Annotated in this window: 14 protein-coding genes and 1 tRNA gene; 5 read left to right on the top strand and 10 right to left on the bottom strand. The window is 62.6% G+C overall.

Translation table 11 applies throughout. The features are described 5' to 3' along the window. Positions 1-3: 3 nt before the first annotated feature. The 5 genes from smc to LJE63_10635 all read right to left on the bottom strand — a co-directional run bounded on the left by smc (position 4) and on the right by LJE63_10635 (position 6834). Complete coding sequence (smc, locus tag LJE63_10615) at positions 4-3612, bottom strand: chromosome segregation protein SMC (GenBank protein MCG6907064.1); 3609 nt, start codon at positions 3610-3612, stop codon at positions 4-6. Between the two features lie 275 nt (positions 3613-3887). Continuing rightward, the gene (locus LJE63_10620) at positions 3888-4619 is read right to left on the bottom strand and encodes an amino acid ABC transporter ATP-binding protein (GenBank protein MCG6907065.1); all 732 of its coding nucleotides are present in this window, start codon (positions 4617-4619) and stop codon (positions 3888-3890) included. Continuing rightward, positions 4616-5629, bottom strand: a complete 1014-nt coding sequence (locus LJE63_10625; protein ID MCG6907066.1) for an amino acid ABC transporter permease — start codon at positions 5627-5629, stop codon at positions 4616-4618. The genes LJE63_10620 and LJE63_10625 overlap by 4 nt, the downstream gene beginning before the upstream one ends. A gap of 134 nt (positions 5630-5763) precedes the next feature. Then, a complete protein-coding gene (locus LJE63_10630) occupies positions 5764-6591 on the bottom strand; it encodes a transporter substrate-binding domain-containing protein (GenBank protein ID MCG6907067.1) in 828 nt (275 codons plus the stop codon). A gap of 81 nt (positions 6592-6672) precedes the next feature. Beyond that, entirely contained in the window at positions 6673-6834 is a 162-nt protein-coding gene (locus tag LJE63_10635) for a hypothetical protein (GenBank protein MCG6907068.1), read from the bottom strand. Between the two features lie 259 nt (positions 6835-7093). On the opposite strand from LJE63_10635, the gene LJE63_10640 reads away from it, so the two are divergent. Both LJE63_10640 and LJE63_10645 read left to right on the top strand, forming a co-directional pair. Beyond that, on the top strand, positions 7094-8701 hold the full coding sequence (locus LJE63_10640; protein MCG6907069.1) for a GGDEF domain-containing protein: 1608 nt from the start codon (positions 7094-7096) through the stop codon (positions 8699-8701). A 106-nt stretch (positions 8702-8807) separates the two neighbouring features. Further along, complete coding sequence (locus LJE63_10645) at positions 8808-10916, top strand: 6-phosphofructokinase (protein MCG6907070.1); 2109 nt, start codon at positions 8808-8810, stop codon at positions 10914-10916. A gap of 73 nt (positions 10917-10989) precedes the next feature. Here LJE63_10645 and ahbD read toward each other — a convergent pair whose 3' ends face one another. Then, complete coding sequence (gene ahbD, locus LJE63_10650; protein MCG6907071.1) at positions 10990-12102, bottom strand: heme b synthase; 1113 nt, start codon at positions 12100-12102, stop codon at positions 10990-10992. 297 nt (positions 12103-12399) lie between these two features. Here ahbD and hemB point away from each other — a divergent pair, with 297 nt between their 5' ends. Both hemB and LJE63_10660 read left to right on the top strand, forming a co-directional pair. Further along, a complete protein-coding gene (gene hemB, locus LJE63_10655; GenBank protein ID MCG6907072.1) occupies positions 12400-13410 on the top strand; it encodes a porphobilinogen synthase in 1011 nt (336 codons plus the stop codon). Positions 13411-13487: 77 nt separating this feature from the next. Beyond that, positions 13488-14375: a DMT family transporter gene (locus LJE63_10660; GenBank protein ID MCG6907073.1), complete on the top strand. Its 888-nt coding sequence runs from the start codon at positions 13488-13490 to the stop codon at positions 14373-14375. A 102-nt stretch (positions 14376-14477) separates the two neighbouring features. Here LJE63_10660 and ahbC read toward each other — a convergent pair whose 3' ends face one another. After that, positions 14478-15656 carry a 12,18-didecarboxysiroheme deacetylase gene (gene ahbC, locus LJE63_10665; GenBank protein ID MCG6907074.1) on the bottom strand — a complete coding sequence of 393 codons (1179 nt, stop codon included), beginning with the start codon at positions 15654-15656 and terminating at the stop codon, positions 14478-14480. A 4-nt stretch (positions 15657-15660) separates the two neighbouring features. Beyond that, entirely contained in the window at positions 15661-17430 is a 1770-nt protein-coding gene (locus LJE63_10670) for an AAA family ATPase (GenBank protein ID MCG6907075.1), read from the bottom strand. Positions 17431-17817: 387 nt separating this feature from the next. On the opposite strand from LJE63_10670, the gene LJE63_10675 reads away from it, so the two are divergent. Next, positions 17818-18549: a hypothetical protein gene (locus LJE63_10675; GenBank protein MCG6907076.1), complete on the top strand. Its 732-nt coding sequence runs from the start codon at positions 17818-17820 to the stop codon at positions 18547-18549. 275 nt (positions 18550-18824) lie between these two features. Here LJE63_10675 and LJE63_10680 read toward each other — a convergent pair. Beyond that, positions 18825-18900 (bottom strand) — tRNA-Arg (locus LJE63_10680). A 166-nt stretch (positions 18901-19066) separates the two neighbouring features. Beyond that, the coding region (locus tag LJE63_10685) for a bifunctional folylpolyglutamate synthase/dihydrofolate synthase (protein MCG6907077.1) at positions 19067-19943 on the bottom strand (877 nt) is incomplete at its 5' end.

Below are 19943 nucleotides of genomic sequence, written 5' to 3' on the forward strand. Positions count from 1 at the left end.
GCGTCAATTCGGGGCGTTCTGAGCCTGGGAGGGGTGGGTCAGGTTGACCGACACCAGCTTGGATACGCCCTTCTTCTCCATGGTCACCCCAAAGAGGGTGTCGGCAAATTCCATGCTTTTCTTGTTGTGGGTGATCATGATGATCTGGGACTGGTCGCCGATGATTTTCAGCAGGTTGTTGAACCGGTAAACGTTGGCCTCGTCCAGGGGGGCATCAATTTCGTCCAGCAGGCAGAAGGATGCCGGCTTGATCAGAAAGATGGCGAAAATGAAGGCGATGGCGGAGAGCGCCTTTTCGCCGCCGGAAAGCAGGCTCAGCTGGGTGAGTTTTTTACCGGGAGGGTGTATCATCAACTCCACGCCGGTTTCAAGGGGTTTCTCGGGTGCGGTCAGCACCAGCTGGGCCCTGCCGCCCTCAAAGAGGCGCGGGAAGACCTCGGCCAGCTTCTCGTTGATCTGGTTGAAGGTCGTGATGAAACGCTCCTGGGTGATGCGGTTGATCTTGCGGATCACCTTCTGCAGATCCCCCAGGGCCTGTTCCAGGTCTTGCTGCTGGCCGGTCAAAAAGGCGTGGCGCTTTTCAAGCGCCTCGAACTCGCTGATCGCGCCCAGGTTGACGTCAGCGAAAGCCCCGAGCCGTTTGCGGCAATCGGCCAGCTCGACCTCCAGCTCGGCTGTCGGCCGGTCGGGTGCCTCGTTTACCTCGGGGGGCTGACCGGCCAGGGGCCGCCGAAAGTCCTCCAGGGGGCGCTGGTAGGTCTCCAGGATCCGGGTTTCCAGGGCTTCTCGTTGCAGCGTCTGTTGGCTGCGGTCCACCTCCAGCAGCCGCAGTTTTTGAAGCGCCGCCTCACGGGCGGTCTGGATGGCGGCGATCGCCTGGTCGGTTTCCTGCAAGCTGGCGTCAAAGGTACGGTAGCTGGCCTCGTTGGCTTCAAGGGAAATCTCCAGCTGCTCCAAGGCGTTGCTGAGCGTCGCCAGCCGCTTTTCGTGCTGGTCGATCTTTTCCTCGGCGGCCAGACGCTTCCGGCTTTTCTGGACAATTTCCTCAGCCAGCTGCGTCAATTGCTTCAGCCCGTCATCGCGGAAGGTGCGCAGACGCCTAAGGGTCGCCCGGTTGTTTTCAAGGCGCGCCTGGAGCGCGGTCTGGCGCAGTTTCAAATCCAGCAGATCCTGGCTGAAGGTTTCCATGCGAGTTGAAATCTCCGCAATCTCCCGGGATTTGAGGGCCACGGCCTGCTGGGTGTCCCGGACTTCGGCCTGGATGCGGGCCACCGCCTGATGGCACCTGGCCAACTGGGCGTCGATGTCTTTGGCCTCGCCCATCACCTGTTCCTGCTCCAGCCGGGCGATTTCCAGACGCCGGCGGGCCTGTTTGACCGCCTCGGCGGCCCGGTAGTGGGCCTTTTCCAGTGCGACCTCCTCCTGGGCACTCTGTTTTTGGGCCATCCGCTGCTTCTGGAGCCCTGTTTCCAGGTCGCGCACCGTCTGCTCCAGGGTTTTTTGCTGCCCCCGGGCCTCGTCAAGGCGGGCCTCGAGGGCCGTGATGCGGCTGCCGAGCTCTCGGATTTCGCGCTTCTTGGCGAGAATGCCGGCGCCGTCCTCCCGGCTGCCGCCGATCAGAATGCCATCCGAGGTCACCATCTCGGCGGCAGGGGTCACCAGGGTCCGCCGGCGGCCCCCGGCGTTCCAGCGGGCCACGGCCTCCGGCAGGCTGGGCGCGACGTCGACATGGCCCAGTAGGGCGGTGCAGACCGCTTCAAACCCCGGGCGGGGGGCGACGTGGTCCAGCAGCCGCTCGCCCGTCGGCCGGTCTGCCGGGGCTGCCGGCCGGATGTCGGCCAGGGGAATGAAGCCGCTGCGGCCAAGGCCCTTTTCCCGCAGGTGGGCGGCCAGTGCGGCCGCGTCCTCCTGGCGGGAGACGAGGATGTGCTGCAGCGCCTCTCCCAGGGCGGCTTCCACCGCGGCCTGGTAGGCGGCCTCGGGCTCCAGGATATCGGCCACCAGGCCGAGCACCTGCGCCGGCAGTTGCCCATCGGATGCCGCAGCACCGCCCGTGGCGGTCATGATGGCCCGCACCCCGTCGCGGTAGCCCTCGAAATTGGCTTCCATTTTTTTGAGCGCCGCGTGGCGTGAGCGTAGCTGGCTTTTTTCGTTTTCGAGGGTTAAGACAGCCTTGACCTGGGCTCCCAGGGACTGGCTTTGGAGCTTCAACTGGCCTTCGGTGGCGTTGGCCTGGCAGTCGAGCTGGGCGATTTCCTCCCGGATGGCGGTCAGCTGGTTCCGGACGGCACCCTCGGCCTTTTCCGCTTCGGCCAGGCTGCGGGTGGCGGCCAGCTCCTCCTCGTCCAGGCGCTTCAGGCGGCGCTCAAGGCTTTCGCGGTTGTTGGCGGCATTCTGGCAGATGTTTTTGGCGCGGGCCTCTTCGGCCACCCCCTGCATCAGGGCGGCTTTGGCGGTTTCAAGCGTCCGGTTGAGTTCCGCCAGCTCCTGTTTCGTGCCCTCGGCGTCCGCCTGTCCCCGGCGCACCGCGGCCTGCAGGGTTTCGATCTCGGCCTCGGCCGCGGCGGCCGCGCGTTCCTCCTGATCGATCTCCACCGCGATGGTCTCGTTTCTGCCCGTCAGGTCGCGGCGGGCGCTTTCAAGCTCGCCGGTTTCACGCCCCAGGCGCCCTACCTCCTGGCGCAGGTGCGCCAGATCGTTCTCGATGCGGTCGATTTCCCGCTGGCTTTCGAACTTGCGGTTTTTCTGATCCGCGATTTCCTGGTTTTTCTGCCAGCGCTTGAGCTTGATGCCCTCGACCGCGGCATCCAGCCTTTTGACCCGGGCGCAGTGGGCCAGGTCGGCATCCTTCAATTCCACCAGCAGCGCGTCGGTTTTGGCGATCGCCGCGGTCAACCGGTCGTGGCGGTCAAGGGCCAGGCGGATGTCCAGGCTGCGGATGCGGCGCTTGAGGGCCTTGTACTGAGCGGCCTTTTTGGCCTGCCGCCGCAGTCCGCTGGTCTGCCGCTGGACCTCGGTGATGATGTCGGCCAGCCGCAACAGGTTCTGGCGGGTGGCCTCGACCTTGGCCAGGGCCTCGTTTTTGCGGCTCTTGTAGCGGGTGACGCCGGCAGCCTCTTCGATGAAAATACGCCGCTCTTCCGGCCCGGCGTCTGTGATGGCGCCGATATTGCCCTGCTGGATGACGGCGTAGGACTTGGCGCCCATGCCGCTTCCCAGGAAAATGTTGTGGATGTCCTTCAGCCGGCAGGGGGCCTTGTTGAGCAGGTAGGCGCTTTCCCCCGAGCGGTAGAGCCGGCGGGTCAGCATGATTTCGCTGAAATCTTTGAGCTCCTCCGGGGCGCTGCCGTTGTCGTTGACCAGGGTGAGCGACACCTCTGCCAGGTTCATACCGGGTTTGCCGTCGGTTCCGGCAAAGATGATGTCTTCCTTGATTTTGCCCCGCAACTGTTTGAGGCTCTGCTCCCCCATCACCCAGCGCAGCGCGTCGACGATGTTGCTTTTGCCGCAGCCGTTGGGCCCAACGATGGCCGAAATGCCGGGGGGAAAGTGGATCACGGCTTTTTCGCTGAAGGATTTGAAACCGGTGATCTCCAGCTTTTTGAGCTTCATGCCGGATGGTCTCCTGGAATGGAGCGGACGGTTGGGACCTGGGGGTCACGCCCGAATGGGCCCTGCGGCCGGTCCCAAGCCCGGTTTTGGGCGTCTCGAGGGCGGTGAGGGGCACCCCGGAGCTTAAATTGGGGCTTTCATAGCAGTCCGGCGGGGGGTTGTAAAGTTAAAAGCACAACTGGATGTGTTCTTTGAAACTTTTGCACACTACATGTGGGGTTCTGCCCAGGGCGAGGGGAAGTCGGCGGGGGGCTGCCGCCCCCGCCGGCGGTCGGCTAAAGGATCTGGCTCAGGAACAGCTTGGTGCGGCTGTGGGTGGGGTTGGTGAAAAAGTGCTCCGGGGTGCCTTCCTCCACCACCGCCCCATGGTCCATGAAAATCACCCGGTCGGCGACCTCGCGGGCAAAGCCCATTTCATGGGTGACCACCACCATGGTCATCCCTTCGCGGGCCAGATTTTTCATCACATCCAGGACCTCGCCGATCATTTCGGGGTCTAGAGCCGAGGTGGGTTCGTCAAAAAGCATCACCTTGGGGTCCATCGCCAGGGCCCGGGCGATGGCCACCCGCTGCTGCTGGCCGCCGGAGAGTTGGTCCGGGTAAACCCCGGCCTTGTCCTGGATCCCCACCTTGGCCAGCAGCGCCATGGCCTTTTGGTGGGCATCGGCCTTGGAGCGTTTGCGCACCACCTGTTGGGCCAGGGTGATGTTCTCCAGGACCGATTTGTGGGGAAAAAGGTTGAAGGACTGGAAGACCATCCCCACTTCGGCGCGCACCTTGTTGATATTGGTCTTGGGATCCAGGATGTCGATCCCCTCGATCAGGATATGGCCGCTATCGGCGCTCTCCAGGCGGTTTAAGCAGCGCAGGTAGGTGCTTTTGCCCGAGCCCGAGGGCCCGATCACGACCACCACTTCGCCGGCCTGGATTTCATTGGTGATGTTGACCAGCGCCTGGACCTTGTGGGGGGCATAAAATGTTTTGTAGACGTTGCGTACGGCGATCACTGGACCAGTGTCCTCCTCTCCACGTACTGCAGCAGCATGGATAACGTAAAGGTCAACACCAGATAGAGGATGGCGCACACGAACCAGAGTTCGAAGGGTTGCAGGCTGGTGGTGACCACCTCCCGGGTGGCCTTGGTGAGTTCCCGGATGGCGATGATGCCGAGAAGCGAGGAGTCTTTGATCAGGCTGATGAACTGGCCGGCCAGGGGCGGCAGGATGCGCCGCATGGCCTGGGGCAGAATGACATGGCGCATGGACTGGACATAGGTCATGCCCAGCGATCGGGAGGCTTCGGTCTGGCCGCGGTGGATGGACTGGATCCCGGCGCGCACCATCTCCGCCACATAGGCCCCGGTGAAGCCGGCCAGGGCCGCCACGCCGAACCACAGGGGCGGAACCTGGCTCAGGCCTTGTCGGGACAGCAGGGTGTTGATCAGTGTGCCCAGGACGAAATACCAGATGAAGATCTGGACCAGCAGAGGAGAGCCGCGGATCAGTTCAATGTAGGCGATCGAGGACCACTTGAAGGCCGGATTGGCCGAAACCCGGGCCAGGCCGGCCACCATGCCGATCAGGATCCCGAAGACGATGGCCACCACGCTGACCTTGAGTGTCAGCCAGAGGCCCTGCATCAGGATGCCGACTTTCCATTGCTTGAAGGAACTCAGCGTGTCGCCGGGGAAGATCATGTCCCCGGCGGCCACCGCGACCCCCTTGGCCGGAACGCGAAAGGTAGCCTCCCCGCCGCCGGTCTCCTGAATTCGAATCAGGGCGTTTTCGCCCTCCGGGGTGATCTCCGCGACGCTGCCGCTGATGTCGCTCTTGATTTCGACGGTGTCCTCATAGGCAAAGTACTGCGGGATCCGGTACCAGCGCCAGACATAGTCGATCTTCAGGGTGGCGTAGTAGAGAAAGCCGCAAACGGCCAGGAGCCCCAGAAAGAAGACCCCCACCCAGAGGTAGTAGCCGACACCTTTAAGCGGGCGGCGTATGCTTGAAAGAGAATTCATAGGCGTAACCGGAAGGTCCCTTGCAGCGGGGATTCAGCCCCTGGCGGGCGACAACGGCGGTCCCTGGAAAAAACCAGGCCGGCCGGCGTGATTCTCGCTGGCCGGTCTGGCTGGCAGTGCCGCAGCAAGCCGAATCACTGCACGCTTTCGATCCAGTCGGTGCTTTTGATCCACTTGTTGTAGATCAGCTCGTAGCGGCCGTCGTTTTTCATCTGGCGCAGAAAATTGTCGAGCCAGTTGAGGAAATCCGGGTCCCCCTTGCGCACGGCCCAGGCCAGCGGTTCATAGGTAAACGGCTGATCGATGAAGATCAGTTTGCCGGCGCCCTGCTGGGCCATGAACACCACGCAGTAGGGCAGGTCGTAGACAAAGGCGTCGGCCTTGCCGTTGACCACTTCAAGGGCCGCTTCGGTTTCGGTCTCGAAGGATTTGTAGGTGCATTTGGGAATGTGGCGTTTGACGGCCTGCTCGCCGGTCGTGCCCAGTTTGGAGGTCACGATGAACTTGGGGTCGTTGAGGTCCTTGTAGCTCGCCACAGCCCCTTCGTGTTTGGTGTTGAGCAGGATGGTCTGCCCGACGATGATGTAGGGATCGGCGAAATTGATCTTGAGATTGCGCTCCTGGGTGACGGTCATGCCGCTCATGATGATGTCGAATTTTTCAGTGATCAGCGACGGAATGATGCCGTCCCAGGCGGTGTTGACCGGGACGAACTTGACCCCCATGGCCTTGGCCATCTCCTTGGCCATGTCGATGTCGAAGCCCACGAAATTGCCGTTCTTGTCGGTCATTTCGAAAGGCATGTAGCCGGCCTCGAAGCCGACCCGCAGTTCGCCGTTTTTCAAAATCGCTTCCAGAGTGGATTTCCGGGCCAGTTCGATATCACTGGCCCCGGCGGGGGCGCCCGCCACCAGGCAGATCACGGCAAAAACCAGCAGACCCGTTACCAAACGCTTTTTCATTCGCTTTCCTCCTCGGTTGATTGCGGTTAAAGAGTTTCCCAACAGGCGATCGCGGCCTTCCCCGGTGGGCGCAGACCGCGCTCAGTAGGATTTTCCCTCCGTCAAGATTTCCCGAATGACCATGGGGATCTGGCACTTGGGACATTTGGGAATGTCTTCGTCACGGATGTAGACAATTTCGGTGTGTTTGCATTTCGGGCAAACAACTTCAACGGCATTGCGTTTGCTACGTTTTTGGCTCATGTGCTACTCCTTAAATAAAACACGGATTTCTTAACACATCTGTTCAAAATGGCAAGTCGTTTTTAGGGGCCGCCGGCTGTTCGGGACTGCCGGCCGGCCGTCGGGCCATGCCCGGAAGAGTCAAAAACAACGCGCCCGGTCGCCACCCGGGCGACTTTCGGGCTTGCTCGCATGGCTGCCAACCCACCAATTATCCTTGACAAAAAAAATCTTTGGCCGTTATTAACGTCCCATGACACCCCCCGCCACAGACAAACAAATGGCCGTGATCGCCGATGCGTTGCTAGAAGTCTTGCGGGAGGTTGCCGAAAGCGGCCAGGGACTGAGCCGCGACCTCCTCGCCGCCCGCCTGGTGGACCGCAGGGAGTTCGCCGGGTTGCGGCCTTCCCCGGGGGGGGCGGGCGGGGCTCCGGTGGAGCTCTCCGCCAGTGAGGCCGCGCGGCTCGAAGTGCTCCAGCGCCAGCTGGCGACCAGCCGCCAGCACAGGGAAAAACTGCTGGCCCGGGTGCAGCAACTGGAGCAGCGGGAGGCCGCCGACGGTCAGTTTTTTCGCCGTGCGCTGGGGGTTTTGACCCGGCAGCTGCGCCAATGGGAAGCCCCGCCGTTGCACGGCGCCCTCGACCGCCTGAAGCAGCTGGCGTCCGCCAACACCCCGGTGGCCGAGCTGGAAACGGCCTTCGCGGACTTCAAAGCGGCCCTGCTTCGCTGCCAGGCCGACCCCCCCGTATCCCGTCGGGATGCCGGCGACCGGCTGCTGAACCGTTTTTTGAAAGCGGAAAAGCCCGAAGACCAGCATCCCGCCCTGGAAACCGCATTTTTACAGCAGTTCAAGGAGATTGCGCAGTCGATTATCGCCGAGCTCAAGCTGCACCTGGACCGCGACTACCTGCAGCAGGTGCAAGCCGTCGAGGCGGGGCTGCGGCAGGCGGACAGCCTTGCGGCGGCTCTTGGCATGCGCCAGGCGCTGGTCGCGCTGGTCAAGGATTACGCCGGCCACCTGAGCCGCGAACGCCAGCAGGCGGCCACCTTCATCCAGGAAATCGGCCAGCGTCTGGGCGACATGGAGTCCCTGGTTTTCGACTCCCTCAGCCAGGCGCGGGAGGCCCAGGTGGCCCACGACGGGTTTCACGATGGTCTGGAAACCCAGTTTGAAGCCCTTAAAGGGAGTGTAAGCTTCAGCAGCAGCCTGGAGGAACTGAAGCAGACCGTGCTCTCCAAGCTGAAAACCATCAACGGCGCGCTGTCCCGGCAGCGCCGCCAGGATCAGCAGCGGTTGGCGCTGGCGGACAATCAGATGGTCGGCCTGCAGCAGGAGTTCGAAGGTCTGCGCGAAGAGATCGCCGCCGCGCGCCGGCGCGCGGAAAGCCTCGAGGCCGAGCTGCTGATCGATTCCCTGACCGGGGCATACAACCGGCGCGCCTACGAGAAGCGCATCGGCGAGGAGTTCCAGCGGTTTGCGCGCTACGGCCAGGCGTTTGCGATCGTGCTTTTCGACGTCGACCACTTCAAACGGATCAACGACCGTTTCGGGCACGCCATCGGCGACCGCTGCCTGAACGAAATCAGCCTGCGTTTTCGCCCCATGCTGCGGGAAAGCGATTTTTTTTGCCGCTTCGGCGGCGAGGAGTTCATCGTGCTGCTGCCGGCCACCAGCCGCGAGGCCGCCGCCGGAGTGGCCGAAAAACTGCGGCGGGAGATCGAAGCGACCCAGTTTGTCTTCAAGGACCAGTCCTTCACGGTGACCATCAGCTTCGGGGTGACGGCCATAACCGCCGCGGACACGGATCCCCTGAGCCTCTTCAACCGTGTGGATCAGGCGATGTACGCGGCCAAAGCCCAAGGCCGCAACCGGGTGGCTGTTCTCTGAGAGGCCCGCCAGGCCGGGATCGCCCGCATCCGGCCCGTCCGGTGTGTCGCGGCATTCCACAACCATCCGCCATTTACACCCAACAGATACGCCATAGGGAGGCGCCATGCCCCAGAGCCCATCGTCCAGGTTGGAAACCCTTCTGCAGCACCCCGACGTGCTCAAGGCGACCGCCAACGTCAACCCCGAGCATCGCGAGCGGCTCAACTACGCGCCGCCGCGCTGCGAGGTGTTCGCCTTTCCCTGCACCTCCCTCCGGGCAGTCGAGGAGTACCACTTTGAAATCGATGCCGAAGCGCGCCGCAAACTGCCGCGGATCATCGACAACAAGGTCCAGATGCTGGCGGCGGTGCCTTCGCCGGATCCCTCTTTTGAGGCCTGCTACCGCAAGCGGCGCAATATCGGCATCGTCTTTTCGGGCGGTCCGGCCCCGGGAGGGCACAATGTGATTGCCGGGTTGTTTGACGCGGCGCGCGAGGCCAACCCCGAGAGCCGGGTTTTCGGCTTCCTGATGGGCCCCGACGGCATCATCGAAAACGAGTGCGTCGAACTCACCGCCGAGGTGGTCGACGCCCACCGCAACCTGGGCGGGTTCACCATGATCCGGACCGGCCGGACCAAGATCGATTCCCAGGAAAAGATGGCCCTTTCACGGGAAACCTGCCGGCAGTTGGGCCTGGATGCCCTGGTGGTCGTCGGGGGCGATGATTCCAACACCAATGCGGCCTTCCTGGCCGAAGCGATGTACGCCGACGGGATCCAGGTCATCGGGGTGCCCAAGACCATCGACGGCGATATCCAGGTGCGCGACGCCGGCGGACGCAGCCTGTGCGCCATGTCCTTCGGCTTTCACACCGCGGCCCGGTCGTTTGCCAACGCGGTCAGCAACCTCTGCACGGACAGCAGCTCGGACGTCAAATACTGGCACATCTGCAAGGTGATGGGGCGCGTGGCCAGCCACCTGGCCCTGGAGGTCGCGCTGCAGACCCACGCCAACATCACCCTGATCGGCGAGGATCTGGCCGACTACTTCGACCGTTCGCGCATCGACAAGGTCCGCAGCAGCGGGGAAACCGATTACACCGCCTACGGGATGACCCTGCGGCACCTCTCCCGGGTGATCTGCGACGTCATCGTGCGGCGCGCGGCGGCCGGTAAAAACTACGGCGTGGCCGTCATTCCCGAAGGCGTCCTGGAGTTCATCAACGAAATCCAGGTCTTCATCATCAAACTGAACACCATCATCGCCGACTACAACGCCACCCACGACACCGATTTCCACCTGGATTTCCCTGTTTTGGAGGACAAGCTCGAGTATCTCCGGCGCCTTGCCCGGCGCGCCCGCGAAAGCAGCACCTTCAGCGTCTGGAACACCCGTGACGACGACCTCTTCAACGACATTCCAGCCTTTTTTCAGGAAGGGCTCCTGATGGAGCGCGACAGCCACGGAAACTTCCAGTTCTCACAGGTGGATACGGAAAACGTGATCCTGGGCTTGGTAACCGACTACCTCAAGCTATTGAAGGAGAAGGGTCTCTACAAGCTTGGGCTGGGGCGCGGCTGGTATCGCAAGACGCTGCTGCGGGCCGGATTGGACCCCGACGGCTTCGGCCCGGTGCTTTTTCGCAACTTCGATGACGACGGCCTGCTCTTGCTGCGGGAGACCATCATCTCCCAGAAAACCCTGCGCCAGGAACTCGTCCGGGCCGGGTTGCTGGCCGAGGAGGCCCCCATTCCGGCGGCCGTTTTGAAGGTCTATGAAAAGTCCGACCCGAAATTCAAGACCCAGGTGCACTTTTACGGCTACGACGGCCGCGGCAGCGACCCCACGCGCTTCGACTGCATCTACACCTACAACCTGGGCCTGACGGTCTTCAGCCTGATCGCCAACGGCGCCACCGGTCAGATGGCGGCCATCCGCAACCTGGAGCTGGATTTCAAACGTTGGGAGCCCATCGGGATCCCCATTGCCCCGCTGATGCACCTGGAGGAGCGCAAGGGGCGCCTGACCCTGGTGCTGGAGAAGAGCATCGTGGATCTTCAGAGTCCGGCATTTCAGGTGGTCAAGGCCTGCCGCGAGAAGTGGCTGGCCGCCACACCGGGAGCGGACAATTACAGGCGCCCCGGGCCCATCCGGTTTGCCGGTAAAAGCGAGGAAAACCGTCCGCTCACCCTGGTGCTAAACGCCATCGAGCCCCACCCGGCCTGGTCCTGAAGCCTGTTCGGCGCGATGATCTTTAGGAGCGCGAGCCTGCCGGCGGCGGAACCCCGGTGCGATCCGATGGCTTTCAGGCCTTTTTCCGGGCTGACGGGATGTAGCTGCACAGCGGCTCTTCGGCCAGGTAGTTGCCGGTGGCCTCGTAGGCCCGGGCACGGCACCCCCCGCAGACCCGCTTGTACTCGCAGCAGCCGCATTTGCCTTCCAGGTTGTCGTAGTCGCGCAGCTTCAGAAAGACCTCGGACGTGCGCCAGATGTCGGCAAACGATTGGCGGGTGACGTCGCCGCAGTTCAGCTCCAAAAAACCGCACGGCTGGACGATGCCGGTGTGGGAAATGAAGCAGAAGCCGGTGCCTCCCAGGCAGCCGCGGGTGACGGCATCCAGCCCGTGGGTTTCGAAGCTGACGTGCTCGCCGTCGGCCTTGGCCCGCTGCCGGAGGATGCGGTAGTAGTGGGGGGCGCAGGTCGCCTTGAGTTGCAGCGGCGTCTTGCCCCGCTGGTCGTAAAACCAGTTCAGGGTGCGCTCGTACTCTGCGGCGTCGATGGCCCGGTCCGCGATATACTTGCCGCGCCCGGTGGGAACCAGCAGGAAGATATGGTGGGCCACGGCCCCCAGGCTCACGGCCAGTTCCTGGATCCGGCTGATCTCGGCCAGGTTGTCCTTGGTGATCGTGGTGTTGATTTGGAATTCGATCCCCGCCGCCTTGGCCCGCTCGATGCCCCTCAGGGCGGCGTCATAGGCGCCCGCCACGCCCCTGAAGCGGTCGTGGCTCTCGCGGGTGGCGCCGTCTATGCTGACGCTGATGCGCTGGATGCCCGCAGCCGCAAGCCGGTGGGCCGATTCGGGCGTAATCAGGGTCCCGTTGGGAGCCATCACCATACGCAGCCCCTGGTCGCTGCCGTAGCGCGCGATTTCGAATATGTCCTCGCGCAGCAGCGGCTCCCCGCCCGTCAGAATCACGATGGGGCTGCCCAGTTGGGCGATTTGGTCCAGCAGCCGCAGGCATTGGCCGGTTTCCAACTCCCCGCTGTAGGGGCCGCAAGTGGCGGCCGCCCGGCAGTGTTTGCAGGAGAGGTTGCAGTTGCGGGTGACCTCCCAGGCCACAAGCCGCAGGGTGGCCTCCGTGGGGGGGCTGTGGGGATGGCCGGTTGGGTGGGTGCCGTGGGGGTGTGGGTTCTTCATGGTATAGGCTTCGCTTTCAGGGTGGCAACCGCGGCGCTCTGTGGCACTGGTTGCGGTTTTTTGTCTGGGTGAGGCCGCACCATACCCCCCGTCCGGCCGGCGGTCAAGGCCCCGGATCGGGTCTTTGGCGGCGCCCTGCGGCCATGGGGAATGCCTTGACAACCCGAAATGCCAGGGGCTATATCTTGTTCTTCGGAATCCGGGTGATGCGGGGCATCACCCGTTTGTTTTGCAACCGGCGCCCCTTCAGGAAGGCCGGTTTGCGGCAACCCAAGACGCAAACTGGAGACTGTTGAAATGGCTTTCCCCGCCAAACGCCCCCGCAGGCTGCGAATGAGCCCCACCATTCGTCATATGGTGCGCGAGACCACGCTCACCCCGCATGATTTCATTCTGCCCTTGTTTGTCAAAGCCACCGGCGACCGCCACTATCGGGAGCCCATCAAGAGCATGCCCGACTGCTATCACCTCAGCCCGGCGATGGCGGCCGTCGCCGCCGAAGAGGCCTACGCGGTGGGGGTGCCTGCGGTGTTGCTCTTCGGCCTGCCGGCCCACAAGGACAGCCGCGGCTCCGGCGCCTGGGCCGAGGACGGGTCGGTGCAGCTGGCCGTTCGGGAAATCAAGGCCGCCCGGCCCGAGATCTGCGTCATCTGCGACACCTGTCTGTGCGAGTACACCGACCATGGGCATTGCGGGATAGTCTGCGGCCACACGGTGGACAACGACGCCACCCTTGAGTTGCTGGCCCGTACGGCGCTCAGCCAGGCCCGGGCCGGGGCCGACATGGTGGCCCCCTCGGACATGATGGACGGTCGGGTGGCCGCCATCCGGCAGGCTCTCGACGCCCAGGGTTTCGCGCACACGCCGGTGATGTCCTACGCCGCCAAGTATGCCTCCTCCTTCTACGGGCCCTTCCGGGCCGCCGCCGACTGCTGTCCGGCTTTCGGCGATCGCAAGACCTACCAGATGGACCCCGGCAACGCCCGCGAGGCCCTGCGCGAGGTCGCCCTGGACATCGAAGAGGGGGCCGATATCGTCATGGTCAAACCGGCCCTGCCGTATCTGGATATCATCAAGGCTGTCCGCGAAACCTTCGATCTGCCCGTGGCAGCCTATCAGGTCTCCGGTGAGTACGCTCAGATCAAGGGGGCCGCGGCCATCGGTCTGGTTGACGAAGTCTGCAATATGGTGGAAAGCCTCACCGCCATCAAACGCGCCGGGGCCGACATGATCGTGACCTACTTCGCCGTCACGGCCGCCCGCGTGCTGGCCCGTCAAATGACCAGCTGCGACGACTGCAGCCTGTAAAGACCACGGCCCTGGGCCGGTGGTCGGCTTCGCAGCCGGGGTGCCGGCCCTCTGAGGTCCTGCGGAGCCCGCCCGCCATGATCGTCCACTTGAAGCTGCTGCTGACCGCTGTTTTCTGGGGCGGCACGTTTATCGCCGGGCGCCTGGTCACCCAAAGCGTCGGCCCTTACTCGGCCGCCTTTCTGCGGTTTGCCGCGGCATCGGCCTGTCTGCTGTTTCTGGTCCGCAGGATCGAGGGCCGGTGGCCGCCGCTCAATCCGCCGCAGCGGTTAACGATGCTGGTGCTGGGGCTCTCGGGGGTCTTCGCCTACAACGTTCTCTTCTTCAAGGGGCTCAAGCTGATCGCGGCCGGTCGCGCTTCGTTGATCATCGCCAACAACCCCATTCTGATCGCGCTGCTGTCGGCGGTTTTCTTTAAGCAGCGGCTGACGGCTCTCCAGGGATTGGGCATCCTGATGTCGGTCAGCGGCGCTGCCGTCGTGATCTCCAACGGGCAGGTGGGCCGGCTGCTGCAGGAGCCTCTGGCAGCGGGAGACCTCTACATCTTCGGTGCTGTGCTGAGTTGGGTAACCTACTCGCTGGTGGGCAAGGGCGTTTTGCGGGGCCTCTCGCCACTGGTGGCGGTGGCCTACTCCGCCACCCTGGGCGCCGTCTGCCTGCTGTGGCCAGCGCTGGGCGAGGGGCTCTGGACCGCCATCGCGGGCTACCCGGCGGTGGCCTGGGCCGGTCTGGCCTACCTGGCGATATTCGGGACGGTCCTGGGATTTCTCTGGTACTACGAAGGCATTCAGGCAATCGGGGCCACCCGGGCCAGCCTCTTCATCAATTTCGTCCCGGTCAGCGCGGTCCTGATGGCCTTTGTGATCCTGGACGAACCCCTCACCCACGCCCTGTTGGCCGGGGCGGCGCTGGTGACCAGCGGTGTCTTTCTGACCAACCGGTTTGCCGAGCAGGGCGAAGCGTGAACCTCTTGAGCAAGCTGACCATGGGCCGCCGGTGCCGCCGTGCAGGGCGCCCCGGCCGGGCGGGGTCCACCCGGACCGTTGCCTGGTTTGGGTGGCACGCTCTCAGGCAATTTCATCGTCGCTGAGGTAGCAAGCCGGATCCGGGGCCCAGACGTCGCCGCTGACCGCTTCGGCCCGAACCCTGAAGTTGCCGCCGCAGATATCCAGCCAGCGGCAGGTGGCGCAGCGGCCTTTGACATGGCGCTTCTTTTCCTTGAGCTTGCCCAGTAGGGGCTCGGATGTGTCCGTCCAGATGGTCGAAAACGGGCGTTGGCGAACATTGCCGAAACTGTAATGGCGCCAGAACTGGTCGGCGTAAACTTCCCCATCCCAACTGACGCACCCGATGCCGCGGCCCGAGTTGTTGCCCTCGTTCATCTTGAGCAGCTCGAGCACCCCTTTGGCCCTTTCGGGGTTTTCACGACGCAGCCGCAGGTAGAGGTAGGGGCCGTCGGCATGGTTGTCGACGGTTAAGACCTCTTTGGGCTTGCCCCGGTCGTGAAGGTCCTTGGTGCGGTCTATGATCAGGTCCACGGCCGCCCGGGTCTCGGCGTGGGAGAGGTCGTCCTGGATCAGTTTGGAGCCCCGACCGGCATAAACCAGGTGGTAAAAACAGATCCTGGGGATCTGCATCTCCTCCAAAAGGTCGAAAATCTTCGGAATTTCGGCGACGTTGGCCTTGTTGATGGTAAAGCGCAGCCCCACCTTGATGCCGGCCTCCTGGCAGTTGCGAATGCCCTCGAGTGCCTTGGCATAAGCGCCCCTGACCCCTCTGAAACGGTCGTTGACCGCCTCCATCCCGTCCAGGCTGATGCCGACGTAGGACAGGCCGATTTCTTTCAGAATGCGGGCCTTTTCCCGGGTGATGAGGGTTCCGTTGGTGGAAATGACCGCCCGCATGCCCTTTTGCACCGCATAGCCCGCAAGCTCGGCCAAATCAGGGCGCACCATGGGTTCCCCCCCCGAAAAGAGCAGAACCGGGGCACCGAAGCCCGCCAGATCGTCGATCAGCCTTTTCCCCTCCCCGGTGGTGAGTTCGTTGTTGAAGGAGATGTCCTTGGCCTGGGCATAGCAATGGACGCATTTCAGGTTGCAGCGCCGGGTGACGTTCCAGACCACCACCGGCCGCTTGTCCCTGGAGAACTGCAGCAGATGCGAGGGCAGATGGGCCGAGGAGCGGCCGTAGCGCAGGGCGTCCGAGGGCTCCACGGTTCCGCAGTAAAGCTTGGAGATTCCGATCATCGCATTAGGTCCTTTGGAATTGAACGCCCGTAACCTGGCGCAACTCGTTTTTGATCAGGTTGTTGAGATACTCTTCGGGGCTGAGCAGGGCCTGCTTGGAGATAAAAAAACGGTTTTTTCCCGATTTTTCCTGAACCAGCTTGAGACCTAATTCGAAGTCGGCGGAGAGCTTGCGACCCAACTCCTCCGGTGTGATGGTGGCAGTCAAAAACTGTCCCACCACAAAGTCGATGGCCTCTTCTTCGAGGACGATGTTGATGTCATGGCGCTTGAAAAAATTCAGTTCGATGTTTTTGGTTTCATCTATGAGCGCTTTGATTTTGCGCAGCACGCCGCCCACATCTTGAAGGTGCACGGCGTAGTGGGCCGCGGCCAGGGCGATGCGGGACTCGGTCAGGGTCAGGTTGTGCTTGTCCGTCAGGGTGCGGCTGTTGGTGCGGATGTAGTCGCGAACGTATTGGGTTTCGGCCTGGGCGATACGCTCGAAGGCGGCAGAACGTTGCGGGTCCCGGGGGGATGCCAGCCATTGCGCCAGGACCGCCTCCGGGGTTTGAATCACGGCCGCGGTCACCGGGAACCGCTGAATGTTCGTTGAGGGCAGGCGTTTTTCAAACGGCAGCAGCGCCTGCTCCACCGCGCTGACCAGCCCCCTGGCGCCGGTGTGCTCCTCAAAAGCCCGGCCGGCCAGAAGCCGTAGGGCCTCGTCGCTGAATTTGATTGCGATGCCGTAGGCGGCAAAGTCCATTTTTTTGCCGAGGATGATGGGATTGTTGGGGCTTTTGAGGATGGCGAAAAGGTCATCCTGCTCGAGGCTTTCAAAAACCGCACGCACCGGCAGCCTGCCGACGAATTCGGATTCGAACCCATACCGGATCAGGTCTTCCGACTTCAGATGCTGCAACAGGTGGGTGCCGTGGGTCGCCTTAGTCACGCTCGCCCCGAAGCCGATGCCCTGATCGGATACCCGCTTTTTGATAATGTCGATCAGCTCCGAGAATGCGCCGCTGACGATGAACAGGATGTGGCGGGTATTGACCGTGGTTTTTTCGCGCTTGCCGGTTTTGCGGTAGCGCTCGATCTCCTGGATCATTGAAATCGGGTCGTGGGGTACCTTGAGGTCCACATCGGTTTCTTCGAGCGGTTTCAGGAGCGCGCGCTGAACCCCCGTACGGGAAACGTCGGCGCCGATCAGGTTGCGGCTGGAGGCGATTTTATCGATCTCGTCGATATAGATGATGCCAAACTGGGCCCGCTCGATGTCGCCGTCCGCTTCGCGCACCAGATCGCGTACCAGGTCTTCGACGTCGCCGCCGACGTAGCCGGTTTCGCTGAATTTGGTGGCGTCCCCCTTGACCATCGGGACGCCGATTTTTTTGGCAATCAAGCGGATCATGTAGGTTTTGCCAACCCCGGTGGGGCCGAGCATCAGGACGTTGTTTTTGATGCTGCCCACCATCTCGCCGATTTCATCCGGGGAGGCGGCCATGTGGTTGATACGGTTGAAATGGGTGCAGATCTTGGTCGCCAGTACGGTTTTGGCCAGGTCCTGCTTGACGATGTACTGGTCCAAGTAGGCGACCAGTTCCTCTGGCTTGAGGTCGAAATAGACCGGTGAGGGGCGGGTGGCCGGTCCGGCGGAATCGGCTTCCGCTTTTTGGGCTGTCGCCACGGGGGAAATGATGCGAACACTGTCGCCAAATTTTTTGGACAGCAGCTCAACCATTTCTTTCTCGATTTCCTTGGGTGTGATGGCTTTTTCAGCAGGTGTTTTCATAACCACTATTGATAATCATGCCCATTTGGGAATTCAAGGCGGCCGCGGCGATCGGCACGCCGCCAAGGTCCCCGGGAAGCCGACCATCCGGCGGCAAATCAAGTCCCTCCATTGCGGCCGGCGACATTTTGCGGCATCGGGGTGTCACTATTTGTCAACGCGTGGCGCCGCCGGGAGGGGTTCGCCGCGATGGAAGGCCGGCAGACCGAGGTTGTGCAGCCCCTCGATCAGGTGGAGTGAAAATTGCATCGCTTACCGGCGGTCGTTGTCTCTTTAACGTTCCCGGCCATCCCCAAGTGCCCATCGGCGGCGGTCTTCCCACCCAAAGGCAGCGGCCCCTGAACGGGACGGCTGCAACCTGCGGGATAAAAAGCGCAAGAGGTGCACATGACGGTTGAACCCGATCCCCACGTCGAGGAAAAGCTCTACACCCGTTACCGCAAGCTGGCAACCCTCTATCGGCAAACCCGGACGAAAATCGAGCGCTTGGAAGACCATCGCGAGTTCATTTCCCTGGGACGTTTCTCCGAGCTGCTGACCGAAAATGAAAAGCTGTTGGCCGACCTCAGCGCCCGCCTGGCGCCCCTGACGGCCCGGGTGGAGGCGGTTTTGTGCAGCAGGAAAATGGAAGCCCGATCGGTCGAAGCGCAGTTGGCCCCGCTGGAGCGGGAAATTCAGGAGGCCCGTGTGCTGCACAAGATCAATCTGATTTCATGGCGCCAGCTGCGCAGCGAGACCAAAAAATCCAAGGGGCAAAGAAACCGTCTCCTCAGATCGTTGAAGGCCAGGAGGCGTGAAATCCGGCAGGTTCAGAATCTTCTGGACCTGGTCGCTCCCGGGCAGGCCGCAAAGTCCCCCAAAAGCCTGAGCTTTCTGTGGCGGCCCCGGCCCGGGGCCGCTTCAATCACCCCTGGTGCGAACCGGTTGCAGGAACTGAAAGTCGAAGCGCAGGCCCTGCGCAGCGAGAAAAAAAAGGCCGCTGAGCGCGCCGCGCCCACCCGCCGGGAAACGACCACGGTGGAAAAACTCCTGGCAGCGGTTCAAAACGGCGATACGCGCGCCCTGACGACGATGTTCCCGGCCAGCGCCGGAATCACGGTCTGTGTGCGCCAGCCTTGACAGTTCCGTTAAATGGCCAATTTCTGCGTTGCGCTGCATCTCGAAGTCGCTGCGGCGTACAGCAGTACGCCTCACTCCGCGAGATTTGCGCGCCTTGATATTGGCCATTTAACGGAACTGTCTGGATTTTGAATTTTTACTGGTTCGCCAGCCTTGACAGTTCCGGAAAAGGTTGCTTTCTATTTTTGGTTGCGATGACTGCATCGGGTGCAGGCGGCGGGCGCAAAAACCCCCACGGGACAGAATAATTCTTTGTCCCGTGGGGGTTCTTTTTCTGGTGCGCCCGGCAGGATTCGAACCTGCGATCTCCAGCTCCGGAGGCTGACGCCCTATCCCCTGGGCTACGGGCGCATGGCGGTATCGGTGGTGGGACGCGCGCGGCGGCTGCCGCGCAGGTGGGATCTATTTAGTGGATAGGCCGGGTTAAGTCAACCCTGAAAGTGAAGCGATTTTTCCTAAGCCGGGCGCCCGCCAGTGCCCACCGGACCGCCGCTGGAGGAGGGGAAGGCGAAAAGGGTCAGCGGCTCAAACCCATCTGCGCAAGTGCGGCTTTGGCATCCCCGACCATGTAAAGGGAGCCCCCCACGCAAATGACCTCATCGGTCGCGGCGGTCTCCAGGGCGTATCGCAGCGCGGAGGCCACATCAGGCTTGAGGGTGATCTCCGCGGTCAGGTCGCGGGCGGCGTCGTATAGTGTCTCAGGGTCAAGCGCCCGATCGATTTGGGGGCGCGTCAAAATCACCCGGTCGCAGGCCGGCAGGAGGCTTTTCAGCATCGCCCGGTAGGGCTTGTCGCTGAGGATCCCCACGACCAAAGTGATCTTGCGGTCCGAAAGGGTCTGGCGCAGATAGGCGGCCAGGTTTTTGGCGGCGATGCGGTTGTGGGCGCCGTCCAAAATGACCATCGGGTTGGTGGTCACGATTTCCAAGCGGCCGGGCCAGATTCTCCGGTCGAAGCCTTGCTGGATGGCCTTAAGGGAAATCTCCACCCGTGAACTTTGATTGAGCAACTCGCAGGCCGCCAGCACGACCCCGGCGTTGTCGACCTGGTAGCTGCCGGGCAACCCGGTGCGCATCCTGTGCCAGACGTTGGCTATCCCGAAGTAGGAAAATGTCCCGTCAGGGCGGCGGCGGACGCGGAAATCTTTTCCCAATCGAAAGAGGGGGGCCTCGCGCTCGCGCGCCATGGCCTCCAGCACCCTGACGGCCGAGGTCTGCCTGACCCCGGTAACGACGGGGGTCGCGGGCTTGATGATGCCCCCTTTTTCGGCGGCAATCTTGGCCAGGGTGTTGCCGAGATACATTTCATGCTCGATGGAAACGTTGGAAATGATCGAAAGAACCGGCGCGATGATGTTGGTTGCATCCAGACGGCCGCCCATACCGGTTTCGATC

Source organism: Desulfobacteraceae bacterium (genome assembly GCA_022340425.1).
Taxonomy (GTDB): Bacteria; Desulfobacterota; Desulfobacteria; order Desulfobacterales; family JAABRJ01; genus JAABRJ01.